The sequence below is a fragment of the Desulfatiferula olefinivorans genome, from assembly GCF_054657895.1.
In genome coordinates this window covers 1-24352 of record NZ_BAAHXV010000039.1, presented here as the reverse complement: position 1 = coordinate 24352, position 24352 = coordinate 1, and the positions used below count along the sequence as shown (strand labels likewise).

Annotated in this window: 24 protein-coding genes; 17 read left to right on the top strand and 7 right to left on the bottom strand. The window is 59.9% G+C overall.

The window, feature by feature from the left end; all coding sequences use genetic code 11:
* Window positions 1-187 precede the first annotated feature (187 nt).
* Window positions 188-493: a TFIIB-type zinc ribbon-containing protein gene (locus ACYQ11_RS18920; RefSeq protein ID WP_459925387.1), complete on the bottom strand. Its 306-nt coding sequence runs from the start codon at window positions 491-493 to the stop codon at window positions 188-190.
* A gap of 260 nt (window positions 494-753) precedes the next feature.
* Here ACYQ11_RS18920 and ACYQ11_RS18915 point away from each other — a divergent pair, with 260 nt between their 5' ends.
* From ACYQ11_RS18915 to ACYQ11_RS18875, 9 genes are all read left to right on the top strand, one after another.
* A complete protein-coding gene (locus ACYQ11_RS18915) occupies window positions 754-2445 on the top strand; it encodes a long-chain-fatty-acid--CoA ligase (protein WP_459925386.1) in 1692 nt (563 codons plus the stop codon).
* A 782-nt stretch (window positions 2446-3227) separates the two neighbouring features.
* Entirely contained in the window at window positions 3228-4232 is a 1005-nt protein-coding gene (gene bioB / locus ACYQ11_RS18910) for a biotin synthase BioB (RefSeq protein WP_459925385.1), read from the top strand.
* Window positions 4229-4513 (top strand): ApeI family dehydratase, encoded by a 285-nt coding sequence (locus ACYQ11_RS18905; protein WP_459925384.1) that lies wholly within the window; start codon window positions 4229-4231, stop codon window positions 4511-4513. Before bioB ends, ACYQ11_RS18905 begins: the two co-directional genes overlap by 4 nt.
* Window positions 4504-5265 (top strand): SDR family NAD(P)-dependent oxidoreductase, encoded by a 762-nt coding sequence (locus ACYQ11_RS18900; protein ID WP_459925383.1) that lies wholly within the window; start codon window positions 4504-4506, stop codon window positions 5263-5265. The genes ACYQ11_RS18905 and ACYQ11_RS18900 overlap by 10 nt, the downstream gene beginning before the upstream one ends.
* Window positions 5266-5303: 38 nt before the next feature.
* Entirely contained in the window at window positions 5304-5669 is a 366-nt protein-coding gene (locus ACYQ11_RS18895) for an acyl carrier protein (protein ID WP_459925382.1), read from the top strand.
* Between the two features lie 7 nt (window positions 5670-5676).
* On the top strand, window positions 5677-6303 hold the full coding sequence (locus ACYQ11_RS18890) for a nitroreductase family protein (protein ID WP_459925381.1): 627 nt from the start codon (window positions 5677-5679) through the stop codon (window positions 6301-6303).
* Between the two features lie 27 nt (window positions 6304-6330).
* Window positions 6331-7539 carry a beta-ketoacyl-[acyl-carrier-protein] synthase family protein gene (locus ACYQ11_RS18885; RefSeq protein ID WP_459925380.1) on the top strand — a complete coding sequence of 403 codons (1209 nt, stop codon included), beginning with the start codon at window positions 6331-6333 and terminating at the stop codon, window positions 7537-7539.
* On the top strand, window positions 7527-7982 hold the full coding sequence (locus tag ACYQ11_RS18880; protein ID WP_459925379.1) for a hypothetical protein: 456 nt from the start codon (window positions 7527-7529) through the stop codon (window positions 7980-7982). Before ACYQ11_RS18885 ends, ACYQ11_RS18880 begins: the two co-directional genes overlap by 13 nt.
* Entirely contained in the window at window positions 7952-9106 is a 1155-nt protein-coding gene (locus tag ACYQ11_RS18875) for an aminotransferase class I/II-fold pyridoxal phosphate-dependent enzyme (protein ID WP_459925378.1), read from the top strand. The genes ACYQ11_RS18880 and ACYQ11_RS18875 overlap by 31 nt, the downstream gene beginning before the upstream one ends.
* On the opposite strand, the gene ACYQ11_RS18870 is transcribed toward ACYQ11_RS18875, so the two are convergent.
* Entirely contained in the window at window positions 9096-9479 is a 384-nt protein-coding gene (locus tag ACYQ11_RS18870) for a DUF1987 domain-containing protein (protein ID WP_459925377.1), read from the bottom strand. The two genes, ACYQ11_RS18875 and ACYQ11_RS18870, sit on opposite strands and share 11 nt — an antisense overlap.
* Before the next feature lie 13 nt (window positions 9480-9492).
* A complete protein-coding gene (locus ACYQ11_RS18865) occupies window positions 9493-10041 on the bottom strand; it encodes a SiaB family protein kinase (protein ID WP_459925376.1) in 549 nt (182 codons plus the stop codon).
* A gap of 281 nt (window positions 10042-10322) precedes the next feature.
* On the opposite strand from ACYQ11_RS18865, the gene bioD reads away from it, so the two are divergent.
* Window positions 10323-11015 carry a dethiobiotin synthase gene (gene bioD / locus ACYQ11_RS18860; RefSeq protein WP_459925375.1) on the top strand — a complete coding sequence of 231 codons (693 nt, stop codon included), beginning with the start codon at window positions 10323-10325 and terminating at the stop codon, window positions 11013-11015.
* Here bioD and lpxB read toward each other — a convergent pair.
* Window positions 11012-12103 (bottom strand): lipid-A-disaccharide synthase, encoded by a 1092-nt coding sequence (lpxB, locus tag ACYQ11_RS18855; protein ID WP_459925374.1) that lies wholly within the window; start codon window positions 12101-12103, stop codon window positions 11012-11014. The genes bioD and lpxB overlap by 4 nt on opposite strands.
* A 175-nt stretch (window positions 12104-12278) precedes the next feature.
* A complete protein-coding gene (locus ACYQ11_RS18850; protein WP_459925373.1) occupies window positions 12279-14048 on the bottom strand; it encodes a long-chain-acyl-CoA synthetase in 1770 nt (589 codons plus the stop codon).
* A 232-nt stretch (window positions 14049-14280) separates the two neighbouring features.
* Here ACYQ11_RS18850 and ACYQ11_RS18845 point away from each other — a divergent pair, with 232 nt between their 5' ends.
* From ACYQ11_RS18845 to ACYQ11_RS18815, 7 genes are all read left to right on the top strand, one after another.
* On the top strand, window positions 14281-15036 hold the full coding sequence (locus tag ACYQ11_RS18845; RefSeq protein ID WP_459925372.1) for a phytochelatin synthase family protein: 756 nt from the start codon (window positions 14281-14283) through the stop codon (window positions 15034-15036).
* A gap of 221 nt (window positions 15037-15257) precedes the next feature.
* Window positions 15258-15884 (top strand): GNAT family N-acetyltransferase, encoded by a 627-nt coding sequence (locus tag ACYQ11_RS18840; RefSeq protein ID WP_459925371.1) that lies wholly within the window; start codon window positions 15258-15260, stop codon window positions 15882-15884.
* 5 nt (window positions 15885-15889) lie between these two features.
* Window positions 15890-16987 (top strand): M20 family metallopeptidase, encoded by a 1098-nt coding sequence (locus ACYQ11_RS18835; protein ID WP_459925370.1) that lies wholly within the window; start codon window positions 15890-15892, stop codon window positions 16985-16987.
* A gap of 99 nt (window positions 16988-17086) precedes the next feature.
* Entirely contained in the window at window positions 17087-18082 is a 996-nt protein-coding gene (locus tag ACYQ11_RS18830; protein ID WP_459925369.1) for an NAD(P)H-dependent oxidoreductase, read from the top strand.
* A 371-nt stretch (window positions 18083-18453) separates the two neighbouring features.
* Window positions 18454-19491 (top strand): DUF3592 domain-containing protein, encoded by a 1038-nt coding sequence (locus tag ACYQ11_RS18825; RefSeq protein WP_459925368.1) that lies wholly within the window; start codon window positions 18454-18456, stop codon window positions 19489-19491.
* An 8-nt stretch (window positions 19492-19499) separates the two neighbouring features.
* Window positions 19500-20186, top strand: coding sequence for an EI24 domain-containing protein (locus tag ACYQ11_RS18820; protein ID WP_459925367.1), 687 nt, complete (start codon window positions 19500-19502; stop codon window positions 20184-20186).
* Complete coding sequence (locus tag ACYQ11_RS18815) at window positions 20183-20833, top strand: hypothetical protein (RefSeq protein WP_459925366.1); 651 nt, start codon at window positions 20183-20185, stop codon at window positions 20831-20833. The genes ACYQ11_RS18820 and ACYQ11_RS18815 overlap by 4 nt, the downstream gene beginning before the upstream one ends.
* 1 nt (window position 20834) lies before the next feature.
* On the opposite strand, the gene ACYQ11_RS18810 is transcribed toward ACYQ11_RS18815, so the two are convergent.
* Both ACYQ11_RS18810 and ACYQ11_RS18805 read right to left on the bottom strand, forming a co-directional pair.
* On the bottom strand, window positions 20835-21092 hold the full coding sequence (locus tag ACYQ11_RS18810) for a hypothetical protein (protein WP_459925365.1): 258 nt from the start codon (window positions 21090-21092) through the stop codon (window positions 20835-20837).
* Complete coding sequence (locus ACYQ11_RS18805; protein ID WP_459925364.1) at window positions 21089-24046, bottom strand: response regulator; 2958 nt, start codon at window positions 24044-24046, stop codon at window positions 21089-21091. The genes ACYQ11_RS18810 and ACYQ11_RS18805 overlap by 4 nt, the downstream gene beginning before the upstream one ends.
* Between the last annotated feature and the right edge of the window lie 306 nt (window positions 24047-24352).

Here is a 24352-nt window from a genome sequence, read left to right as displayed (position 1 = left end):
TCATGGGAAAAACGGGACGGTTTTTTTTCGTTTCGGGTGGTGTCGTATTTTATAAGGAGTCGGCCAATTGGGTGGGCGTCCATCTTTATAAAAGGCATCTGCCATCGCCCATGATCCAGGGCTTCACCCGAATCAAATATTTCGGCCGTGGGCCTGTTGCGGGCCCACGGCCGTAAAGCGCAGGGATTTATTTCTTGAAGTTGGCGAACCAGTTGGACAGTTTGCCCTGATCGAGCTTGGACACCGCTTCGAGTTCACCGGCATCCAGCCAGATGCCTTCGCAGCCGGTGCATTTGTCGATCTCAATACCCCGGTAGTCGACGGCCACCAGTTTCAAGCCGCATTTGGGGCAGCACATGTGGTGCATTTCCTGGAGCTTCTTTTTCTCGGCGGCGGCCATATTGGCACGGGCCTCTTCGGCCATCTTGCACTTGCGTTCGAACTCGATACGGGCGAAATATTCTTCTTCCTTGGCGCTGGGTTTCACAGGCATGACGTTCTCCTTTGAGGTTTCGGTTCAGATTTGACGGCTTCGTAAAACTTGGGTCACATTAATACAAAGAGCAAGACCTGTTCAAGCATTATTATCACGGCCCTGCGGCGCCCCAAGCTGCATCTTGACAGACGCCCGAATATTTCATAAAGATCTGACCATAATTTACCATCCGAACGATCGTTTCCATACCAGACGTTCGTTCCCGGTCCCTGACCGATCCGTCCATCCAAACCGATTGCATCAACGGGAGACTCCTGATGACCGAACGCTCGATCTACGACGAAAAACCCTGGCTTTCCGCCTATGAGGCCGGCGTGCCTCACACCCCCGACATCCTTTCCACGACCATTCCGGGCTTCCTCGAACAGGCCGCCGCCGCCTTTCCGGACAGAACGGCCCTGAATTTTCAGGGATTCAAACTCACCTATCGTGAATTCAACGACATGACCCGACGCATGGCCGCCGTACTCAAGACCTTCGGCGTGTCCAAGGGCGACAGCGTGGCGATTCTTCTGCCCAATGTGATCCCCTGTGTGGTCAGTTATTACGCCATCCTCCGGATCGGAGGCATCGTGGTGATGAACAACCCCCTTTATGCGGACCGGGAACTCCTTCACCAGTTCAACGACTCCGGGGCCAAGGTGCTGATCACCTTAGATCTTCTGGCCGACCGCATGGTGGCCTTGCGCAAGCGCACCCGCATCGAAAAAATCATCTACACCTCCATCGGGGACTACCTGCCCTTTCCCAAGAGCCTCCTCTTCCCCCTGGTCGGGAAAAAGAAAGGCCTTGCCAAGGACGTCGCCCCGGCCCGGGACGTTTACGCCTGGAAAACCCTGATCGCCGAAGCCGGCCCCTCCCCCACCGATGAACGTCTGACCTTCGCCGACATCGCCATGTACCAGTACACCGGCGGGACCACCGGCCTGTCCAAGGGCGTAAAACTCAGCCACGGCAACCTTTCGAGCCAGGTCCAGCAGGTCGCCGCCTGGTTTCCCGCCTTTGAGAAAGGCAGAGAAATTGCCGTCGGGGCCCTGCCCATCTTCCACGTGTTCGGCATGACCATCGCCATGAACTGGCCGATCATGAACGGATGGGAAATCGTTCTGGTGCCCAAGCCCGAACCGGACGCCCTTTTGACCGCCATCAAAAAATTCAGGCCGACCATCGCCGCCCTGGTGCCCACCATGTTCATCGGCATCCTCAACCATCCGGCCATCGGCAAAGCGGATCTGACCTCCATCAAAGGCTGCTTCTCCGGCAGTGCCCCCCTTCCCGTGGAGGTAATCCGGGCCTTCGAGGAAAAAACCGGGGCGGTGATCGTCGAAGGTTTCGGGCTGACCGAGGCCTCGCCGGTGACCCACATCAACCCCTTCTCCCCCACCAACCGCAAGGTGGGCAGCATCGGTATTCCCATTCCCGGCACCGCCTGCCGCATCGTGGAACTTGCCGACAAAAACCGTGACGCGGCGGTGGGCAGCCCCGGCGAGCTTCTGGTCAAAGGCCCCCAGGTCATGGGCGGTTACCTGGCCATGCCCGACGAGACGGCCCACGCCCTCAAAGACGGCTGGCTGTACACCGGCGACGTGGCCACCATGGACGAGGACGGGTTCTTTTTCATCGTGGACCGGATCAAGGACATGATCATCTCCGGCGGCTACAACGTCTATCCCCGGGAGATCGACGAGGTGATCTACGAACACCCCAAGGTGGCCGAAGCCTGCGCCGTGGGCGTTCCCCACCCCAGCCGGGGCGAGCAGGTGAAATTGTTCGTCGTGCTCAAGGCCGGAGAAACCGCCACCAGCGACGAAATCATCGCCTTCTGCGCCGAGCGCATGGCCAAATACAAGCTGCCGACCATGGTGGAATTCCGGGACGAACTCCCCAAAACCAACATCGGCAAAATCCTCCGCAAAGTTCTGCGGGACGAGGAACGGGCCAAGGGATGAGGCCGATCTCATGGGGAGTTCGAAGATTATTTCTGGGGTGCGGCTCTTTTTAAAATGGTGTTTTCAGGCTTTTTCACCGGTAATTGCAGGTGACACAGACGTCTTTGCCGTATGATTCTTTATGCCTCTGTGAGAGGCCTTAAACCGGCTCCCCTTCGGGGAAGCCGGTTTTTTTGTTTTCTCACGGAGACACAAAGACACAGAGAAAAAACCTCCGCAAAACGACAGCCATTCGTGACCGTAGCCGTGCACGATCGACGTTAACACGCTCTCCATGCAGCTTGGACGATTTTACGAATCGATCATCAGGAGAGGTAGGATACTCCAATCTTACAAAAGAACCGCACCCTTTCGAGGGGCGGCACTGACTCTTTGGCCGTGTGACATACCCCGGCATGTCCGGCTTTCCTCTGTGGCTTTGTGCCTCTGTGAGAGATCAGAGCCGTTTTCCCCGACGGGGGAAACGGGTTGTGATTTGCCTTTTCTTGTGGGATGGACGAAAAATTCGATTTAAATCCCGATTTCGATAGAAGCGGCTGTCAACCCATTACGCTTTTCAGGTTGACAACTGCCGGTCCCGGCGGGTAAGATGTTTTCCTTTTAACGAGGACTGTCTCGTTGAAAGTCAATGTTTGGACGGCTTCGGAAAATGTTCGAGATCAAGGCTTGCGAAGCCCGAGGAATGAGGCGTACTTAGGGTACGCCGCAGTGACGAGGGCTGACGCGTAACGCAGATATCGGACGGTTTACGAAGCCGTCAACAATGGAGGACAACACCGGACATGGCATCACAAACACCCGCGACCGTCGAGTCATTGCTTTCCCTTCTTGACCAAGGCAAACCCTTTTCACCGGATCCGGATCAGGTGACGGCCCTGATCGAGAGTTCGGACAAAAACCTGACCGACCTCTTCCGGCTGTCGGACCGCCTGCGGGAAAAACACGCGGGGCGCAGGGTGTTTCTCTGTTCGATCATCAACGCCAAATCGGGGAAATGCTCCCAGAACTGCGCCTTCTGCGCCCAGTCCTCCTTCCACCACACCAGCATCGACACCTACCCGCTATTGTCCGAAGAGGCCCTGACCGATCAGGCCCTGGCCATGGCCAAGGCCGGCGCCACCCATTATTCCATCGTCACCAGCGGCCACAGCCTGAACGAGGCCGAGATCGACCGGATCTGCCGGGCCGTGGAAACGATCCGCAAAAAAACGGACCTCACCGTCTGCGGATCGCTGGGCATGCTGTCCGCGGCATCGGCCCGGAAACTGATCGCAAGCGGCATGACGCGGTATCACCACAATCTGGAAACGGCCCGGTCCCACTTCGACCGAATCTGCACCACCCATAGCTACGACGAAGACATCGAGACCATCCACACGGCGGCCGACAACGGATTTGCGGTGTGCAGCGGCGGCATTTTCGGCCTGGGGGAATCCTGGGCCCAGCGGGTGGAGATGGCCTTTACCCTCCGGGATCTGCCGGTCAACACCCTGCCGGTGAATTTCCTGAATCCCGTGCCTGGCACCCGCCTGGAAGACCGTTCCCTGGTTCCGGCCCTGGACGCCCTGTTGTGCATCGCCATCTTCCGACTGGTCAACCCGGACAAGAACATCACCGTCTGCGGGGGCCGTGAAATCACCCTCAGAGACTTCCAGAGCTGGGTGTTCGCCGCCGGAGCCAACGGCCTGATGATCGGCAACTACCTGACCACCTCGGGCCGGGATCAGGCCATGGACATTGCCATGATCCGCGACGCCGATCTTTCCATTTCCGGAGAGCTGCCGTGATCCGCGAAGGCTGTTTCCACTTCGACCCCGACGACGGGATCTACCGGGACCATTTTCCGGGGCATGCCGTCGTGCCGGGCAGCCTGATCGTCCAGGCCTTTGTCGAGGCCATCGAGAGCGACGCGCCGGTGCCTCTTGACCTGTCGGGCTTCCGGTTCAAACGGTTTCTCACACCGGGAACCTACCGCTTTGAGATCGACGAGACGCCCGAGCACCTCTTCTGCCGTCTGTATGACGGCGGTAAAACCGTGGTCACGGGGAAGGTGCGGCGATGCAATTGACCTTTTCCGGAAAAACGGTCCTTCTGGCCGGGGGTTCCTGCACCATGGCCCTGGATCTGGCCCGGCTCCTTGTGGACGAAGGCCTGTCGCCGGTTCTCACCTACCGGAATGCACGGGGCCTTGACACGATCAGGGAGGCCCTGGGCGACCTAAACGGACGTTATCGGACAACGCGCCTTGATTTCTCCGATCCCGACACCCTGCCGCAAGCCCTTGAGGCCTGCGGCCCCTCGCTTGATTATCTGGTTGATTTTATCCAGGACGATTACGAGACCCTGACGGCCTCGCTGGACGCCGCACGCACGGCCCGGCTGATCGGCGAGTCCGTCGCCGTCCGCGCCGATTTTTTGAAGCAGGTCACCCGCCGGATGATCCGCCAAACATTCGGCCGCCTGGTGTTCGTGTCCTCGGCGGCGGCCCTTCGGCCCAGTGCGGGCCAGGGTTTGTACGCGGCCACAAAACTGGCTGCCGAAGCGCTTTACCGGAGCATCGCCCTTGAAATGGGCAGGTTCGGCATCACCGCCGTCTGCCTGAGGCCCGGGTTTGTTGCGGCCGGGCGGGGCCTTGCCTTTATTGAAAAAAACCGGGACCGACTGCAGAGCGTCATTCCCGGACGACGATGGCTGTCATCCGCCGAGGTGGCCCGCAGCCTTTTGTTTCTGCTGTCCGACGAGGCCCGGGGATTCAATGCCGTGGAGCTTGTGATGGACGGCGGACTGTCCGCCGGTAAACTTATGGGAGGGACAGCCTGAACCGGCCCTTTCGTTAACGCAATTTTTTCAAGGAATACATGATGGACGTATTGAACAAAGTCATCGACGCCCTGGCCGACATTCTGGACGTCAACCCCGACGCCATCGGCCCTGACACCTATCTGATCCGGGATCTCGAAGCCGAATCCATCGATCTTCTGGAACTGGCTGTGGTGCTCAATGCCGAATTCCAGATCGAAATCGACGACGACGAAATTTTCCTGAGAACCTTGAGAATCTATCTGGACGAGCCCAAATCCAGCCCCGGGGACATGGGCGAATACCTGATGGAAAAATACCCTTACCTGACCCGGGAGCGCATCCGTGAAATCCTCACGGAGCTGCCCGACGGCCCGGTACTCAAGGTCAAGGATCTGGTCAGTTACATCGACTGGAAGAACTGAACGTCCCATGATGACCTTCGACGACATCATCCGCGGGCGGCGAAGCGTACGGCGCTACACCGGGGAAAAGCCGGACCGGGCCCTTATCGAAACGATGCTCGAAAGCGCTCGGTTTTCGCCCTCCCCCTCCCATTCGCAGCCGGTCCGCTTTCTTCTGATTGAATCGGAAAAGGTCAGGGCGCGCCTGGCGGAGCGGATGCAGGCGGGCCGGGATCGGCTGCTGGCCGAAAACGAGGCGCTCTCTTGTTCCAAAAAAATCCGGAACCTGATCCGGGCCTACCACCGGTATTCGGAATTCATGATCGCGGCCCCCTGCCTTCTCGCCGTGGGGACCACCCGCGTGGTGTCTCTCGAAGACCAGCTGCGGACGGCGGGCATCACACCGCCCGGACTCAAGCACCACCAGGATCTGGACCTGACCACGGGTTTGTCGCTGTCGGCCTTTATCCTCAAGGGCACGGAACTGGGGCTGTCCACCTGCATCCTCACGGCCCCCCTGGTCTATCTGGGGCCCATCGGGGATCTTCTGGGGGAGGATCTCCGAATCACCTGTTTTGTCACGGCCGGTTTCGCCGATGAACAGCCCCGGCCCCTTGAACGTATCCCCGTAACGGACCTCTGCCGGGTTCTCTGACCATCCGTTGCAGACACAGAGTAAGCCATGAAAAAACGTGTCGTCATCACATCCATGGGCCTGATCTCCTCCCTCGGGTCCACACCGGCCCAGGTGGCCGACGCCGTCCGGAACGACCGGGTCACCCTCCGGCGATCGTCCGATGATCCGGAATCGGCCGTGGCTCCCGTGCCTGATTTTTACATCAAGGACCACACCGGACGTTACAAGGACGCCCGTTACCTGAACCGGGGCGCCGAATTCGCCGTGGCCGCCGCCCTTGAGGCGGTAAAAGGGTCCGGCCTTTCCCTCCCGGATCTGGAAAAAGCCGGGCTCTTCGTGGGCGCCGGCCCAAACATGGATCTGGGCGGAGAATGCCCTGACATCCTGGGGGGCCGCATCGGGCACGAGCCCCTTCCGGCACTGTTTCTTCTGCGCTTTCTTCCCAACACTGCGGCATCGGCCATTTCCCGACTGACCGGCATCCACGGCGAAAACCTCACTGTGGGGTCGGCCTGCGCCGCTTCGCTGATGGCCATCGGCGAAGCCTTCCGAAAAATAAGGGACGGTTATCTGGACCTGGCCCTGGCAGGCGGCGGCGATTCCCGCCTGTCTGAAGGCGGTCTTCTGGCCTACAAAAAGGCCCGGGCGCTCTGGCGGGGAGACGGTGATCCGGCGGCAACGTACGCCCCCTTCGACGAAACCCGAAGCGGCTTTGTGGTCGGTGAAGGCGGGGCCTTCGTGATGCTGGAAAGCCTGGACCGCGCGACCGCTCGGGGCGCAACCATTCTGGGAGAAATCCGCGGCTACGGCGCCACCCTGGACAGCCACACCATGACGGCGCCTTCCCCCGACGGCGCCTGGGCCGAAGCCGCCGTGCGACGGGCCCTTGACGACGCACAATGTCCGGCAGGCGAGGTGGATCTGATTTCCGCCCACGGCACGGGAACGGTGCTCAACGACCGCATGGAGGCCGACATGATCCGCCGCGTGTTCGGCCCGGCCCCCCGCATCACCGCCCTCAAGTCCTGGATCGGTCATCTGGCCTCGGCCTGCGGGGCCGTTGAGCTTGCGCTCTGCCTCAGCTTCCTTCAAACCGGCCTTTTCCCCGGCCTGCGCAACCTGAAACAACCGATTGCACCGGCCTTGAACGCCATCACCGCACCGGAAACCCTGCGGCCCCGGACCCTGCTGGTGGAAAATTTCGGATTCGGCGGCCAGAACAGTGCCCTTTTGGTGACATCATGGACACCCTGATCATCCGAACCGGCCGAACGGGTTTTATCATGCCCGAAAAAATCATCCGTCTGGACGCAGAATACATCGAAATCCAAAAAACCGTGGGGAAAGACGAGGCCCAGGTTCACACGGGCATCGAGACCCTGGCCCAGGCCGGGGCCTTTCACCTGCGCCACCTGATTGGCTTTGAGCGCCATGCCTTTCTGCTTACCATCGACCATTACCGCGCGGCGGTCTCCCGGCCCGATCCGGGCCTCTACCATGTCCATGGCCGCCTGACCGACAAAAGCGCCCGGGCCTTTGCCTATGATTTATGGGCCGGAACCCGCCACACCCCCTGCTTTGAGGGGCGTTTTCTGTTCGCTCTGGGCGACTACGACCGGAATTTCAAAAAAGAAGCCCTTGAAACCCATTACCGGAATCTCTTGTCATGTTTGAAGAACGATACGCCCGCAAGCTAAACGAGCAGCGCCGCCTGGGCCTGTACCGGAATCCGCCGGAAATCATCGAAAAAAAAGGCCCCTTTCTGCGCATGGCCGACCGGACCCGACTGTCGTTTGCCTCCAACGACTACCTGGGTCTGGGCGCCGATCCCGAAGTTCAGGCCATGGTGGCCGGGCATTTCGCTCACCTGGGTCCCTCGTCCTCGTCCTCCCGCCTGGTGTCGGCCAACTATCAGATGATCCGGGATGCCGAAGCCCGGTTCGCCGCGTTTTTCGGCTACGAAGACGCCCTGTTTTTCTCGTCCGGATTCCAGGCCAACCTGGCCCTGATCGCCACCCTGTTTGACCGGGGTGACCGGATTTTCTTCGACAAACACGTCCACGCCAGCACCGTCAAAGGCCTGGCCTTGAGCAAGGCGGCCTTTTCCGGCTACCGCCACAACGCCCTCGATCATCTTGAAAAACGGCTCGCCGCCTCCCCCCCCGGTCCCCGGGCCGTGATCACCGAAGGCCTGTTCAGCATGGACGGGGATATCCCCGATATGACGGCGCTTCTGGCCTTGAAAAAACGGTACGGATTGCTGTGCCTGGTCGACGAGGCCCATTCCTACGGGGTGCTGGGGCCCGGCGGTCGCGGGGTGTCAGGCGGCGTGGCGGATGTGGCGGTGGGGGCCATGGGCAAGGCCTTCGGCCTGTTCGGCGCCGTGGTGCTGCTGCCCCGGCTGTTCAAGGACTACCTGTTGAATTTCGCCGCGCCGCTGATCTACAGCACGGCCCTGCCTGAAGCCCACGCCCGGAGCGCCGCGGATCTTCTCGATATCATCGCCGCCGCCGACGACAAGCGGGAACACCTGACACGGCTCGTTCGCCTGCTCCGACAACGGCTTGAAGAGGGGGGCTTCACGGTAAAAGGCGAGGCCCAGATCCTTTCCGTGGAGATCGGCGACGAGACAAAAACAATGGCCCTGTCAAAGGCCCTGTATGATCGGGGAATTTTCGTGTTTCCGGCCCGGTTCCCCACGGTTCCTGCGGGGCGGGCCATTCTTCGCATCAGCCTGACGGCCATGCACGAAAAGGAGCATATCCTCCGCCTGGCTGACACGCTGATCGCACTTCACGGAAAAAAAGGGATCATTCCTTGAGTTTCAGGTTGAACGTCACATGATTCAGGTCTTCGGCGAATTCTTCCCCGAATTCCAGGCTGTCCTCGTCTTCTTCCTCGTACACCCAGTTGACGGTGATATCTCCGCCCTTTGAGGCTGCCTGGTCCAACACTTCGAAGAAATTCATCAACACCTTGGAGGAACTGCTGTTGAAGTAATACAGCTCGATGTTCACCAGGGTCGGCTCGGTCTTTTGCTCGGCCAGATAGTCATCGAGCCACTTGAACACCGGATTGAAAAACTCGGAGGTGTTTTCCGGATAGGATTCCCCCTTGATCTCAAGCAAACGCCCGCTGTAATCAAAGGTGATTTCAGGGGTGAATTTCGTCGACTCTATTCTCAGATCATCCATCTCATCCTCCGTTTCAGATATGCAGTCTAATCGAAAAAAAACAGAAACCGCTGTCCAGATCGATAAAATCGTAATCCACGGGGCGATCGGATTTCCGGGCCATTTCGATAAAACCCAGACCGGCGCCCCGGCTGCCCTCGTCCGGACCCTGCTTGCGCCTTTCCTTGTAATAGCGTTTCTTTTCCTCCGGGTCCATGGCGTTGATCCGGTCGATCATCTGTGCGATTTTTTCCTTGTCGCGGGCATAAATCATGTTGCCGCTGGACACGAAATAGCCGCCGTCTTCGAAACCCACCGCCACAATGCCGCTGCTGAGCTTGCGATCGTACTCGTCAGCCAGGGCCGTCTGTTCTTTGGAATAGTGGATAATGTTCTGAACCTGCTCGACAAGGATCGCGAAGGTTTTCGCCACCATACTTCTGTTAAACGCGTCCTGCTGCATCTTGTTTTTCAGGGTATTCCCGATTTCCACCATCAGGTCCTGACTCATGGGCCCGCTGTAGCAGAAAATAATCTTGTTCTTGGAAAAGCTTTCCCTCAGACTGTAAAGCATCAGCGTCATCCCGCACTCCTTGTTGTGAGATCCGATGTCCGGTCACCATCGTCATCGATCGTCATCCGCAAGACATGGCCCACGATCGTCTTCACGCACCCGTTTTCGCTGTCGTATTTTTCGTCTATCATAAAGAGAAACCCTTAATCTGGCAAGACAAAACAGGGAAAGACGCCGATCCGAAACCCATTATTCATTTGTTTTCCATGGCCCCCTGACGTATAACCGTTAGTCTGAGATCGTTGAGCGGACAGTGCCCAACGGTGAAATCGACACCAAGAGGTCAGATTGTGGACAAGCCGTTTTATTGTGTAATCGGAACCGGGACCGGAGTGGGCAAAACCCTTTTGTCCCTTCTGCTGATGCATTATTTTTTCAAGGCGGGACGCCGTCCCTTCTACCTGAAACCCTTTCAGACCGGTTGCGCCCACGCCCGTGATACGGACAGCGACGCCCGTCTGATCTACGAGTCCCTGCCCCAGCTTGCAGGCAGCGATCCCGGCGATTCGATCATCCACTGCCTGAAAAGCGCCAAGGCCCCGCTTTTCGCGGCCAGGGACCAGAATATCGTCATCGATACCCAAGAGGTTCTTGACCGGATCAGGACCCGTTCGGCCCGACACGATCCCCTGATCGTCGAGGCGGCGGGGGGGATCTTTGTCCCGGTGACCGAAACTGAGCTGATCCTCGATCTGATCGAGGCCGCAGGGGCCCGGCCCCTTTTGGTGGCCCAGGCCGGACTGGGCACCATCAACCACACCCTTTTAACCCTCGATGCCCTTTTGCGGCGGAAGACGCCCCGCCCCGGGCTGGTCTTTGTATCGCCCCCCGGCGATACCACCGACCCTGGGATGATCAGGGAGAACATGGCGGCCGTCACCATGTTTTCCGACGTTCCCGTCGCCGGTCTCATCCCCCCCATCGCCGATTTTACAAGGCCGGAGCCTGGGGTCTTTCCAATCATCGAGCGGCTCGTCGGTTAGACCGACAACACCTCCGAGGCCGCCAGACGGGCGTCAAAGGGCATCAGCAGACTGTAGAGCCGGGCCAGTTCCCGCCGGGTCTCCCGGGCCTTTGCCGGGTCCGTCAGAAAGGCCAGGGCATGATCGGCCAGGTTCTGCGGCGTGGCCGCGTCCTGAATCAGTTCGGGATAGACATGGCGGCCCAGGATGATGTTGGGCATGGCGATGGCCGGGACCCGGATCATGGCCCGGGCAATGGTATAGGTCACCGGGGCCATTTTATACATCACGACGGCCGGAACGCCGGACAGGGCGAGCTCCACCGTCACCGTCCCCGAACAGGCCAAAGCAAGATCGGTGCGGGCGAATTCCTCGAAGGGATCGGATTCGATGACTGAAATGCCCGCGTCCACCGCAGGCTGAAACAGCGACGGGGAAAGATCCCGATGTTTGAGCACGGCGAAATCCGCGTCGATGCTCGCCTCGATCAGCGGCTTGGCCGCACACATGGCGAAAAGGTTCATGTGGATTTCCTTGGTCCGTGACCCGGGCAGCAGCAGAATCCGGGGCCGGGGACGGTTCTCCGGAGGTTCGGGACTGATTTTCCGCCGACGGATCGAGTTGACCAGGGGGTTTCCCACAAAGGTGGCCCGGACCTTCTGTTTTCGGTAGAATTCCGCCTCGAAGGGAAAAATCACCAGCATTTTGTCGAACAGTTTTTTCACAAGATGAATCCGGCCCTTGCGCCAGGCCCAGAGTTGGGGGCTGATAAAATACACCAGCTTGCGTCCCGGCTTTGCGATTTTTTTGGCCAGATTGAAGTTGAAATCGGGAAAATCCGTAAAAATCACGATATCCGGATCGATGCGCTCGATCTCCCGGACCAGATGGCGTGACACGGCCAGAATGGCAGGCAGGAAACTGATCACCTCAAAGAGTCCGTTGACCGCAACGCGGCTCATATCCTGGACCTGACGGGTGCAGGCCTTGAGTTCCCGTCCCCCGGCCGAATAATACGCCGCATCCTTCCGGACCTCTTTGAGGGCCCGGATCAGTTCGGCGGCATGGAAATCGCCGGAGGGTTCTCCGGCCACAATAAAAATTTTCACGATATCATTCCCTGAAAAATGGTCATTCGGCCGGAACCCTCTTCCCGCCGTCCCCGTGCCGGGAAGAATATAGAAAAAACCAACGCCTGTCAAACACCCTGAGGGCCGACCGGGGCAATCCCATACACCCCCAGGAAACGGGCACGGCAGACCGATTCCGAATCGGCCGTTTCGCTCAGAAGCGGACCCGGCCCGTTTGAATGGCCTCGAACAGGGTCGGGGTCAGCGGCACATAGCGATTCGTGTCCGGATCGAGAAAATACAGGGGGTCCCGGATAAGAGCCGGATCGAAGCCCTCCTCTTTGAGGCGGGTCTTGACCTGTTTGAAGGTGGCGGTGACCTCGGCCTGATCCGGCAGGCGGATCATGCGCGGCAGGGCATAGGGCGGCAGATTCCGGATCACATGGTCGGCCAGGGCGTCCAGATCGAGGGTCTCGCCCGGAGCCTGAGTCAGGGCCGCCATGCCCACCCGGCCTTCGGCGCCTGCCACGACCGCGCCGTAGACATTGGCATCCGCGACCCCCGGAAACCGGAACACCACATCGGCCACCTCGTTTGTGGAGACCACCTCGCCCTTCCATTTAAAGGTGTCGCCCAGCCGGTCGGCAAAGGACACGCAGCCCTTGTCGTGAAGCGTGAACAGATCGCCGCTGACAAAGTAGGCATCTCCTTTTTTGAACACATCGGTCAGCAGTTTGGACCGGGTGGCGGCGGGATTGTTCTTGTACCCCGAAAAGCGGTTCAGCCGGTTGATCTTCGCCAGAAACATCCCCGTCTCCCCCGGCCTGCAGCGTATGGCGAAGCCGTCATCGTCACGGACCAGGGCCTCGGCCTCGGCGTCGTACCGGGCCACCTCCCCCATCCGGACCAGCCCCAGAAGCGAAAGGCGGCCGATCATGCCCGGTTCGCCCGACAGGTTGATCAGCCCTCCGACCCCTTCGGTGGCGCCGTAGACCTCGATGATCCGGTCAATGGCAAACCGTTTTTGAAAATCGGACCAGTACTCGGCCCGCATGCCGTTGCCCAGAATCATCCGAAGGGGATTGTCCGCATCGTCGGGCCGGACGGGGGCCTGGTTCAGATACCGGCACAGTTCACCCACATAAATCATCCGGACGGCCCCGGCGGCTCGGACCTCGTCCCAGAACCTCCCGGCCGAAAATTTCCGGCTCAGCGAAAGGGTACCGCCCCACATCAGGCTCAGGGGCCAGGCGATGTTGATGCCGCTGTTGTGATAAAGGGGAAGACACAGGTACTGGACCTCGCCGGGCAGCGGGCTCATGCTCATGCCGCCCAGGGCGTAGCCGAGCTGAAACCATTTTTTGTGGGTGATGATGCCTGCCTTGGGCCGGCCGGTGGTGCCCGAGGTGTAGATGTATTCCAGGGTATCGCCCAGCCGGATGGGAGGCTCGACAGACGGATCGGTCACGGGCTGCCGGGCGAGTTCCGAATCAAGATCGACCAGGCCCGGCGGAATCGGCATTCCGGCCTCGCCCCGTTCGATATAAAGCTCGGCGGGCCCCGCCGCCCGGATCGCCGCCTCGCTCTCGCAGACCGCATCGATCAGTTCACCGCCGCAGATCAGGGCCCGGGCCGTGACCACCGAAACGGCATGAACCAGAACCTGCCCCCTAAGGTTCGTGTTGATCAGAGCCGGAATCACGCCCGCCTTGGACAGACCCGCATGGACAATCAGGTATTCGGGCCTGTTTTGCATGAACAGGGCCACGGTATCGCCCCGCCTGTATCCCCGGCCGATAAAAAAGTGTGCGACCCGGTTGGCCGCCTCGTTGACCTGTCGATAGGTCAGCGCCCGGCCTTCGAATAAAATGAGCGTCTGATCGGGCCGCTTGCGTGCCTGACGCTCAAGGACCCGCCCCAGACTCCTTTTTGCCCCGTCCCTGAGAAAAAGCGGTCCAAGGGCCCCCTGAATACGTGGAATCACCCGTCTGATACGTCACCTGCCTTGTCGTGTGGTTTGCCGCTTCCCGCTTCGTCTTGTCCGTGCGGATCCGATGTCACCCACCTTATCCGATTTCCCGCCCCGGGGAAAGGGCGATGGCGACAGACCGTGCCCCTTGCGGTTCGATGATCCGTGACTATATTGTCGGATACGTCCGGCCGGTGATGACGGCCTGTGCGGAAACCTTCTTGAAACAAAAAAAGGGAAAAGGCCCATGAACCTGTTCAGAACCGTGATATGGCCCGTGCTGAAACTTCAGTTTGCCCTGTCGAAGACGGCGGGCATCGGGGCCTTCGGGCGGGACCGGGCCCGGTATATCGACGGTGGGCCCGAGCCGTCTGCCGGTCCGTTGAAACAGGCCCTGTTCAGGCATCATATCCGCCAGTACCATGAATCGTCCTGTTCGGTGGCGTCGGTCGCGGTGTTGCTCAACGCCCTTCGGGATATCCAGGGCCGATCGGCGGAAGGGGTCCTCTCCCAGCACGAGATTCTCGATACCGTCGGCACGGCCAACTGGAAACAACGGATGAGCCCCGAGGGGGACGGCGGACGGCGGGGCCTGCCCCTTGAGCTTCTGGGCCGGGTGGTCAAAGACAGCCTGGATGCTTACGGGATCACCTACCGGTCCGTCGAAACCATCCGCACCCCCAACGCCGGCAGAGGCGCCGCAGCGGCCCGGAAGGACCTGCGCGCACGGCTTCACACCGTCGATCCCTTAGAAAACGGGGTGATCCTGGCCCACTTCAACCAGGGTCTTCTGGTCAAGGCCCTTCAGATCCCCCACATTTCGCCGGTGGGCGGGTTCGATCCCCAAACGGGCCAGGTAACCCTGCTCGATGTGGACTACCTCCAGAACGGCCCGTACCGGGTAAACTTCGACCGCTTTTACGCAGCCCTGTCCAGCGATTACCACGGCATGTTCCGATCGGCCGGATACGGCAGCGGGGGGTATGTTTATGTGCGTCTGTGATCAGCGGGGCCGTTTTGCCGCGGACACGGTTCACAGCGTGGACCACTTGGCCGGATAACACTTAAACATCTGATCATTCGGGCCCGGTGAAAAAAAACATTGATGCCGGATTCAATCTTCTTGACTAATCCGCCGATGGTATTATCCTTGGCCAGAGTCAGGGATCTGCCGCACCTGCGGCATGATCCAAAAGACACGACACCCACGCAAGGAAAGGACGTATGGACCCTGAAGACCCCGAATGCAGTATCAAGCGGGCAAACATCAAAATTCGTGAAATGGAAATCGATGACATCGCGCAGGTCTTTCACCTGGGCGAGCAACTGTTCAAAGCGGATGAAATTCCCACCATGTACCGGACCTGGGACCCCTTTGAAGTCACCACCCTCTACAACAGCGACACCGAATTCTGTCTGGTGGCCGAAGACGACGACACCATCGTGGGCTTCGCCCTGGGCACCACCATCATCAAGGAACATTCCGCCTGGAAATACGGCTACCTGATTTGGCTGGGGGTGCTCCCCGGCTACCAGAAAAAAGGTGTGGGCGACAGGCTGTTCAACCGGTTCAAGGACCTGATGCTCAAGAACGGCGTCCGTATGATGATGGTGGACACCCCGGCCGAAAACAAACGGGCGTTGAAATTTTTCAACAAAATGGGTTTCGGCCCGCCCCAGCCCCATGTGTACCTGACCCTGAACCTGGCCGCCGATCAGCAGCGCCTGAAGAACAAGCCCCAGACGGGCGGCAACGGACGAGCCAACGGCAACGGACGCGGCCACGGTAACGGCAACGGCCACACTCAGGCCGTCCGGGAACTGGCCTTTCTGGACAAAAACGGGAGATAGGATCCATGATCGATTCCCAGCGTCTGAAACGGCTGCTCCAGCGGCTGATCGACATCTACAGCCCCTCGGGCAAGGAAGAGGATATCCTTTCCTACCTCAAGGGCTATCTCAAACGCAAGGGCATCGAGGTCCGGACCCAGGACGTGGACGAGAACCGGTACAACCTGATCGTGGCTCCCGCAGACACCGATATCCGGCTGGCCCTGGTGGGTCATCTGGATACGGTCACGGCCTATGATCTGGATCATTACATGTATACGGAAAAGGACGACGAGATTTTCGGACTGGGAGCCGCAGACATGAAAGGCGGCTGTGCCGCCATGATCGAAGCCTATCTCAGCCTCATTCTTGATCAGGGCATGGGCACCCTTCCCGTGGCCCTCTGCCTGGTGGTCGGCGAAGAGGAAACCGGAGACGGGGCGGCGCAGCTGATGAAAGACTACCGCTTCCCCTGGGCCCTGATCGGCGAGCCCACCGACCTTGTTCCCTGCTTCCAGAGTTACGGTTATGTGGAAAGCCAGATCAACACCGTGGGCAAACGAAAACACGCCTCACTGGCCGGTCGAAAGAAAAATCCCGTGGAGGTCCTTCTGGCGGGACTTCTCCGCCTGACCAGCCACATGGAAACCGCACGGCCCGAGCTGATCTACAACATAAGGGACCTGTTCAGCCCCCCCGCCGGATTTGCCGTACCCGAATACTGCGAGGCCTGGATCGACTTCCACCTGCCCCCGGAGACCTCCGTCGGCGAGGTGATCACCGAAATCGAGGAGGTGGTGGGCGCAGGCCGGAACGACCCCGACGACATCGCCATCCGTTTCCGCACGGAGACCATCGACGCCGGGTACGACCTGCCCGAAAAAGGCCCCATGAAGGAATTTCTCAAAAGCGTTTACGCAAGGCACGGCCTTCCCTGGGCCACCAACGCCTTCCGCAGCCATTCGGACGCCAACCAGATGTTCGCCTCGGGGGCCAGGCCCATCATCCTGGGGCCGGGTCAACTGGAAAAAGCCCATGCCCAGGACGAGTCCATTCCCTTCGACCAGGTGGTGAAAGCCGCTGAAATCTATCATGATTTCATTAAACTCATCATCAGCGCCTGACCCTTCTTCCAGATTCTTCTTTAATTCCCTGCCTCCCGATGATAAAGTGGCCGGGTATTATCGTCTATCATATTGACATCATTTACCTTTGGAGCATCCATGCGAATAACGGGACTGATGGGCAGCCCGCGAAAAAAAGGGAACACGGCCTTTCTCCTCGACACCTTTCTCGCCGAAGCTGAGCGGCATGGCGCGGAAACGCACCGGATCCATGTGCCGGATCTTGCCGTCACGCCCTGCACCGGCTGCGGACGCTGCGAACGAAAGGGGTTCTGCCGCTTCGACGACGACATGCCGAACCGCATCTATCCCCTCTTGCGCATGTCCGATGTGGTGGTCATCGCCTCGCCCGTCTATTTCTATTCGGTTCCTGCCGAACTCAAGGCCCTGATCGACCGGACCCAGACCCTCTGGGCCCGCAGGTACAAGCTCCGGCTCAGCGACCCCGACGTATCGTCCCGGCAGGGGTTTCTCCTGTCCGTGGGCGCCACCGGGGGCGGCGATCTGTTTGACGGCATCCGCCTGACCATGAAGTATTTCTTCAGGGGTATCGCCGCAAACAATGCCGGGGATCTGACCTACAGCCGCATCGAAGATCCCGGAGAAATGAAACGCCATCCCACCGTCGACGACGATGTCGGCCGGGCGGTCACCGAGCTTCTCGCCCCGCTCAAGCGCCGAAACCCGACCGTCCTGTTCGTCTGCCGGGACAACCGCCTGCTCAGCCCGATGGCGGCGGCCTTTGCCGGGCATCTGGCCGGTGACCGGATCCGGGTGATGTCCGCAGGCATCCGTCCGGAGAAAACCTTCCACCCTGCCCTGGTGCCCGCCATGGCGGAAAAAGGCCTGGATCTGGCGTTCAGAATTCCCCAGAGCCTGGAGGCCGTCACCGCCGCCGCCCGGCCGGATGTTGTGATTATCATGGGGCGCGACGCCGACGCCGTCCACGTCACCGGGGCGAAGACCCTCGTCTGGGATCTTCCCGACCCCGCCGCCCTGGAGGGCCTGGCACTCGGCGATCTTGGCAGACTCATCGAAGACAAGGTCCGGACCCTCATAAACGACCCGGCACAAACCGCCGGATATCACGATTGAACGCGCAACGCTTTGTGCCCGATGACGGCAAAGAAAAACGTTCGAGCTTGCGGCATCGCGAATCCCGAGGAATGAGGCGTACTTAGGGTACGCCGCAGTGACGAGGGATGACGCGCAACGCAGAAATCGGACGTTTTACGAAGCCGTCCATTGTTGATGAACTCATAAAACGTCATCACATGACGGCAAAGAAAAACGTTCGAGTTCAAGGCGTCGCGAATCCCGAGGAATGAGGCGTACTTAGGGTACGCCGCAGTGACGAGGGATGACGCGCAACGCAGAAATCGGACGTTTTACGAAGCCGTCCATTGTTGATTTTTCCGTGGAGACTGATAAAAGAACATCATGAAACAACAACAGGGGACACAGCCATGACACGGGGTAATGCGAAGGCCGAAGGCCGAAGGACCGAAGGAGCCCAGTCACCACGCACCATGATGACGGCTTTTTTTGTGGTCCTGGCCCTGGGAAGCATCCTCATGGGACTTTTCAGGCACCAAACGGTTCCAGGCGAAGCCGACTGGGCGACCGTGGACGGGTTCGTGCTGTCTGCCGATGTGGAATCCCACCTTGTCGACGGATCATCCGCGGGCCGGGCCGACAGCATTTTCTATGATGCCGTCGTCCGTTACCAGTTCATGGCGGAAGGAAAGCCCGTCCAGGGACGCAGTGTCATCGGCGAGGTTTCGAAAAACGACCCGACCCGTATCCGCATGACCGTGGCCGCCTACCCCGAAGGCAAAATCGTCCGCATCCGTTACAACCCCGAAGCCCCCGAACAATCGGCCATCGTCGTTCCCCCGTCGGAACGGTCCCTGGCCTTCTATGTGGCCGCCCTGGTTTTTCTGGCCGGCGCCCTCCTGTGCCGGATACTTGTTCCGAAAAAAACTCCGGCTCCCGCAGCGGTGAGAAAAAAAAGGCCCGTCGTCTCCGAACCGGCCGACGCGGTGCCGGCACCGACTCCGGCCCTGCCGCCTGCCGACCCCGGAACCGTGTCGGAACTCGCCGGCCAGTGGATTCTCGAATACCAGACACCCTCCATGGCGGAAATCATCTCCTCGGCCCACAACGTCAAAGACGCTTTGTCGAGCGATGTCAAGGCGGTCCTGGCTTCGAGTTCCCAGACCCTGACCGTGACCTTCACCGACCGGGAGGTCACCTTTTCCTTCCGGGATGCCAGAAACACGGGGCGCTGCGACATTGTCAGCGACTACCGCATCAGCGGCAACCTTCTGTCTCTGGCCCATAAAAGCATGGACTTTTTGATGACCGATATCGAGGATTTCCCCCCCCGGTCCTACACCTGGACCCGCCGCGAGTCCCGGCTCTCCCTGGTCTCCCATGAGATCCAGGGCCTGGGCGGTCGGCGTATCACCTATCATCTGGCCCGTCCCAGGCAACCGGTCTGAGGAGATTGATGTTTCCCCTGTCCCGAACCGTTTCGTCACTGTTTCAAGCCCGGCTGATCGGATTGATGACGGCCTGCGCCCTTCTGGGCATCCTTGTGGTCACCGTCCTGGTCAGCGGTCTGACCGTTCTTTCGGCACACCTGATCGACATCGGCATTCCCTGGCTGGGAGCCCTGACCCACTGGCTGATGGGGATTGCGTTCACCGTTATCGGCTGGTTCATGCTGCCCTCGCTGATCGTCCTCATCGCCGGGATGTTCCAGGACGTAACCCTTCACCGCATCGAGCGGGCCTGTTATCCGGACACCCTCCGGCCCGGCTCACCGCGGTTCTGGCCCGATCTGATGCATGATATCCGCTTTACCCTGTGGGCCCTTTTTCTGAATGTGCTGATCCTGCCCTTTTACCTGATCGGCATCGGTGCGCTGCTGTCGGTGCTTTTGAACAGCTATCTGCTGGGCCGGGAATTTTTTGAAAGCGCCGCCGGATACCATCTGGGCAAAGCCGAAGCCCGAAAACTGGGCCGCCGCCATATGCCCGAGGTCTATCTGGGCGGATTCGTGATCACCGTCCTCACCCTCACCCCCCTTGTCAACCTGTTCGCGCCCATCATCGCCCTGGCCTGGATGGCCCACCTTTACCACAGCCTCGCGCCGGGCGGCATCATGTCCTCCACCGACGGAGCATCGCCGTGAGCGTCCCTCCGGTGTACATCGTGTCCGGCTACATGCGTTCGGGCACCTCCATGATGATGAAGGCCCTTTCGCAAAGCGGCATGACGGTCCGGTACAATCCGGACAAAGACCGAATCCTTACCGACAAATACCAACGCCCCGACTACCATCCCAACCCCGACGGATTCTATGAACTGGGGCCCAGGGAGTTCGAGGCCCCCGATTTTCCGGCCGTCTACCGGGGACAGGTGATCAAGGCCCTGCACTGGCGGCTTCCCCTTCTTCCCCCCTTTGATTACCGGGTGGTGTTCATGCTCCGGCATCCCGAGGAAATCGAGGTCAGCTACCTGAAAATGTTTCGACGGCGTCCCCCCTTTGTTCTGAAGACCTACGACGCCTTCATCGAAAAAACCTTCGCCCGCTTAGAGGCCCGGGGCGACATGACCGTGACCCCGGTCTGGCACCACGCCATGATTGAAGATCCCCTTGCGGTACTTGAGCGCCTGAAGGACGAAGGGTTCCCCCTGAACGATCCCCGGGCGGGGGCAAGGGCCGTCAAGCCCCTTCTCTACCGATCCAGACCCGGCGATCTGGAAGGCGTCCGCCAAAGCATTCCCGGCCTGAACACCGATGTTCCGGATTTTTTGAAAAAGACCCCCGGGGCCTGAGTCATTCCATTCGGTCCGCAACGAACATCCGCGCCCTCAGAAAAAGATCCGGCAGCATGCGTTCGTCGATTCCCAGGCCCTCCGCGCAAAACATGACCCGGGGATCTGAAAAACATTCGCGAACGGTTTTGCTAAGGTGATGCGACAAACGATTGGCCAGTCCCACCAAAAGCAAATCCCGGGACCCTCCGTGGGCGGCTTCAGGGGCGTCGTGAAAACGGGCCACCTGGGCATAAACCTCGGAAAAGCCCCACCTCATCGGTCATCCCTGACGTTTTTTGCATTCGCGAGAACCTCGGCCAAACGGTCGAATTCCCCGGCGATCATATCGATGAGGGGTGCGGCGCCGGCCAGGTCTCCGGCCCGGGCCGATTTCTCCAAATGGGAGGCTGTTTCGGCCAGCCGGTCCATGGCCAGGTTGGCGGCCCCCCCTTTGATTTTATGGGCCTCATCGGCCACCCGATCGCTGCCTCCCTCACAGGCGGCCTGTTTCATGACCGTAACCTGTTTGAGGCCCTGGCCGTGGAACCCCTCGAGCACCGCCATTAGAACCGCCCGGTCCCCCATGAACTCCTCGAGGGCCCGGTCAAAATCCATGACCGCGCCCGAGTCCTTGACCGGCTTCCGGGTCTTGCCCGTGGCCGCCCCGGCACGGGTATCATCACCCTTGCCGGACATCCAGGCGGCGATCAGGGGCAACAGGGCCTGGCGGGTCACGGGTTTGGAAATAAAATCATCCATGCCCGCGGCCAGGCATTTGTCCCGGTCGTCGGCCATGGCATTGGCCGTCATGGCGATGATCGGCGTCCGGGGCCGGCCCGATGCCGCCTCATGTTCCCTGATGATCCCCGTCGCCGTAAAACCGTCGAGCACCGGCATCTGGACATCCATCAGGATCAGCCCGTAATTCTGCGTCATATAGGCATCCACGGCCTCACGGCCGTTTTCGGCCGTATCCGTTTCATAGCCCGACAGCGTCAGCAGATTCACGGCCACCTCCCGGTTGGTGGGATAGTCGTCGACCAAAAGTATCCGGGACCGTTCACCGGCCATTTCCTCGATGGTATGCCGGGTGACCAGACCCTGGGACGGATCGGCGCCCATCACCAGATCGATGGCGTGTTTCAGCGTCAGTGTCGACAGGGGTGCCTGAAGGTATCCCCGGATGCCGATATCCTGGCACCGCCGCCCGTCGCCGATGGCCCCGCTCCGGGTCACCAGAATGATGGGCATGGTGTCAAACGATTCCATGGTTTTGATGGTTTCAGCCAGCACAAAGCCCTCGGTGTCTTCCAGGCGGGACTCGATGATCGTCAGCTGAATGGTCTTTCCGGCGCCCTTGTTTCGCAGGCGGTTCAGAGCATCCTGGCCGGTGGCACGGACGTCCACTTCAAAGGCCAGATCGCGGAGCTGTTCGATATACTCCGGCGGCGTGTCGGCGCATCCGCCCACCACCAGAATGACCGGAGGGTCGCTTGGCCTGACGTCCGGCCGGACCCGGGGGCTGTCTTTCAGGGTCAACGGCGCCGTAAACCAGAACGTGCTGCCCCGCCCTTCCTCGCTGTCAAGCCCCATGCTCCCGCCCATCAGTTCCGCCAGCTGCTTGGAAATGCTGATGCCCAGCCCCGTGCCGCCGTACTTCCGCGTGGTGGAACCGTCGGCCTGGGTGAAGCTTTCAAAGATCTTGTCCCGCTTGTCTGCGGCGATGCCGATGCCGGTATCGGTCACGGAAAAACGGAGCAGGGCGACAGCATCCCGCCGCTCGACCAGGTCGCATCGGATGGTCAGGCCGCCCTTTTCGGTAAATTTCAGGGCATTGCCCGAAAGGTTCATCAGCACCTGCCGAAGCCGCCCCGGGTCACCGCTGACCCACCGCGGCGTGTCCGGATTGACCACCACATCACAGGTCAATTTTTTCCGTTCGGCCAGGAAGGCAATGCTTTTTCCGATGTCGCCCAGAAGCAGCCGGAGATCGAAGGTAATCGTTTCCAGCTCCACCTTGCCCGCCTCGATTTTGGAAAAATCCAGGATGGAATTGATGATTCCCAGAAGGGACTGTGCTTCCCGGTTGATGGTTTCGAGCACATCCCGCTGCCTTTCGTCCCGGGCCCGGCTGAGGGCGATCTCCGCCATGCCGATGACCCCGTTCAGCGGCGTCCTTATTTCATGACTCATGTTGGCCAGAAACTCACTCTTGGCCCGACTGGCGTCTTCGGCGGCAATGCGGGCCTGCTCCGCCTCCTCGTTGGCCCGCTTCAGTTCCAGGGTCCGCTCCTCGACCAGGGATTCGACCCGGGCGAGCTGCACGCGTTCGGTCTGGATGTAAAACCGGGCCATCAGCAGAAGAAACACAACACAGAAGCCCACGGCCACCGTCATGGCCAGCGACACATACCGGGCCGCACGCCGTCCCGTGTCCATGACGGTCCTGGAAAGGAGGGCGTGAACCAGAAGGGCCGGACGGCCGTCGAGGCCTTCGATCAGCCCGAACACATCCAACCGCTTATCGTCGTTCCCCTCAAGGAGGACCTGACCCGGTCCGATCGTTGCCGCAAGGCGTCTGGTCCGCTCATCCGGTGCTCCGTCCAGGGCCGTCACCTGAAACGTCACCTTGGTCTGTTCGATCAGGGTGGCGATGATATCCTGTGAAACAAAACGGCCCATAATCAGGATGCCCGGCGAGGGCCCCTCTCCCCGACTGTCGTAAATCGCCTGGGCCACCGTGAACATGGGACCGTGATCGGAAAGGACGATCCCCTGAAGGGACTCCTTTCCGGCAACCCGATCGGCCAGGACCCGGTCCAGGGGCCGCCCCGACAAATCGCCGACCCTGATCAGGCCGCCCATCTCTTTGCTGAAGGCGCTTTGCCAGACCGTCTTTCCCGCGGGGGTGAGAATGTAAATCAGATTGATGTTCCCGTTCTCCTCCAGGGTCTCCATCTGAAGATTGGAATCGATAAACGCCTGATTGCCGTCCGCGGCAAACCGGAAGGTGTCGTCCCAGACGGCCCAGTCCCCGGCCAGGTTGCTCAGATGGTGAAGTTCCCTCATGATGGCGTCAAGGCAGCGGGCCATGTCCTTGCGGGCCTCGGCCTGTTCCAGAGCCGCGAAACTTTTAAGGATCACACGGTGTTTGACCTGATAATCGATGACCGCGTAACAGAGAACGAGAACGATCGATACAACGACCCAGATGATGTGACGGCGCGTCATGGGCGGCTATCCTTTTTGAATACGGCAGGTGGTCGGTTGAAAAAAAACGGATGGATGAACTGGAAAAAATAATGCACAAAGTATAACACAAGCGCCTGAAATCAGGCAAGGGTCGGGTGAGCGTCTTCCAGGGCAATCGCATGTCTATCCCGCACGACCCATGGGTCATGCCCTGTGGGGAGCGGTTCATGAAATGCCGTGTGACATGCCCCGGCATGTCCGGCTTTCTCTGTGTCTCTGTGACTCTGTGAGAGCGATTAAATCTTCGTCTCCGAAGGGGACGGTCTATGTGATTTCTCACGGAGG

Bases quoted from the DNA above. Each gene is read 5' to 3' on its own strand.
- ACYQ11_RS18865 (WP_459925376.1), bottom strand. From the start codon at position 10,041: ATGACGCTGATGCTTTACAGTCTGAGGGAAAGCTTTTCCAAGAACAAG.
- ACYQ11_RS18890 (WP_459925381.1), top strand. From the start codon at position 5,677: ATGATGACCTTCGACGACATCATCCGCGGGCGGCGAAGCGTACGGCGC.
- ACYQ11_RS18820 (WP_459925367.1), top strand. From the start codon at position 19,500: ATGTTTCCCCTGTCCCGAACCGTTTCGTCACTGTTTCAAGCCCGGCTG.
- ACYQ11_RS18840 (WP_459925371.1), top strand. From the start codon at position 15,258: ATGGACCCTGAAGACCCCGAATGCAGTATCAAGCGGGCAAACATCAAA.
- ACYQ11_RS18915 (WP_459925386.1), top strand. From the start codon at position 754: ATGACCGAACGCTCGATCTACGACGAAAAACCCTGGCTTTCCGCCTAT.
- ACYQ11_RS18895 (WP_459925382.1), top strand. From the start codon at position 5,304: ATGATGGACGTATTGAACAAAGTCATCGACGCCCTGGCCGACATTCTG.
- ACYQ11_RS18920 (WP_459925387.1), bottom strand. From the start codon at position 493: ATGCCTGTGAAACCCAGCGCCAAGGAAGAAGAATATTTCGCCCGTATC.
- ACYQ11_RS18805 (WP_459925364.1), bottom strand. From the start codon at position 24,046: ATGACGCGCCGTCACATCATCTGGGTCGTTGTATCGATCGTTCTCGTT.
- bioB (WP_459925385.1), top strand. From the start codon at position 3,228: ATGGCATCACAAACACCCGCGACCGTCGAGTCATTGCTTTCCCTTCTT.
- ACYQ11_RS18845 (WP_459925372.1), top strand. From the start codon at position 14,281: ATGAACCTGTTCAGAACCGTGATATGGCCCGTGCTGAAACTTCAGTTT.
- ACYQ11_RS18885 (WP_459925380.1), top strand. From the start codon at position 6,331: ATGAAAAAACGTGTCGTCATCACATCCATGGGCCTGATCTCCTCCCTC.
- ACYQ11_RS18900 (WP_459925383.1), top strand. From the start codon at position 4,504: ATGCAATTGACCTTTTCCGGAAAAACGGTCCTTCTGGCCGGGGGTTCC.
- ACYQ11_RS18870 (WP_459925377.1), bottom strand. From the start codon at position 9,479: ATGGATGATCTGAGAATAGAGTCGACGAAATTCACCCCTGAAATCACC.
- ACYQ11_RS18880 (WP_459925379.1), top strand. From the start codon at position 7,527: ATGGACACCCTGATCATCCGAACCGGCCGAACGGGTTTTATCATGCCC.
- ACYQ11_RS18835 (WP_459925370.1), top strand. From the start codon at position 15,890: ATGATCGATTCCCAGCGTCTGAAACGGCTGCTCCAGCGGCTGATCGAC.
- ACYQ11_RS18875 (WP_459925378.1), top strand. From the start codon at position 7,952: ATGTTTGAAGAACGATACGCCCGCAAGCTAAACGAGCAGCGCCGCCTG.
- ACYQ11_RS18810 (WP_459925365.1), bottom strand. From the start codon at position 21,092: ATGAGGTGGGGCTTTTCCGAGGTTTATGCCCAGGTGGCCCGTTTTCAC.
- ACYQ11_RS18825 (WP_459925368.1), top strand. From the start codon at position 18,454: ATGACACGGGGTAATGCGAAGGCCGAAGGCCGAAGGACCGAAGGAGCC.
- ACYQ11_RS18830 (WP_459925369.1), top strand. From the start codon at position 17,087: ATGCGAATAACGGGACTGATGGGCAGCCCGCGAAAAAAAGGGAACACG.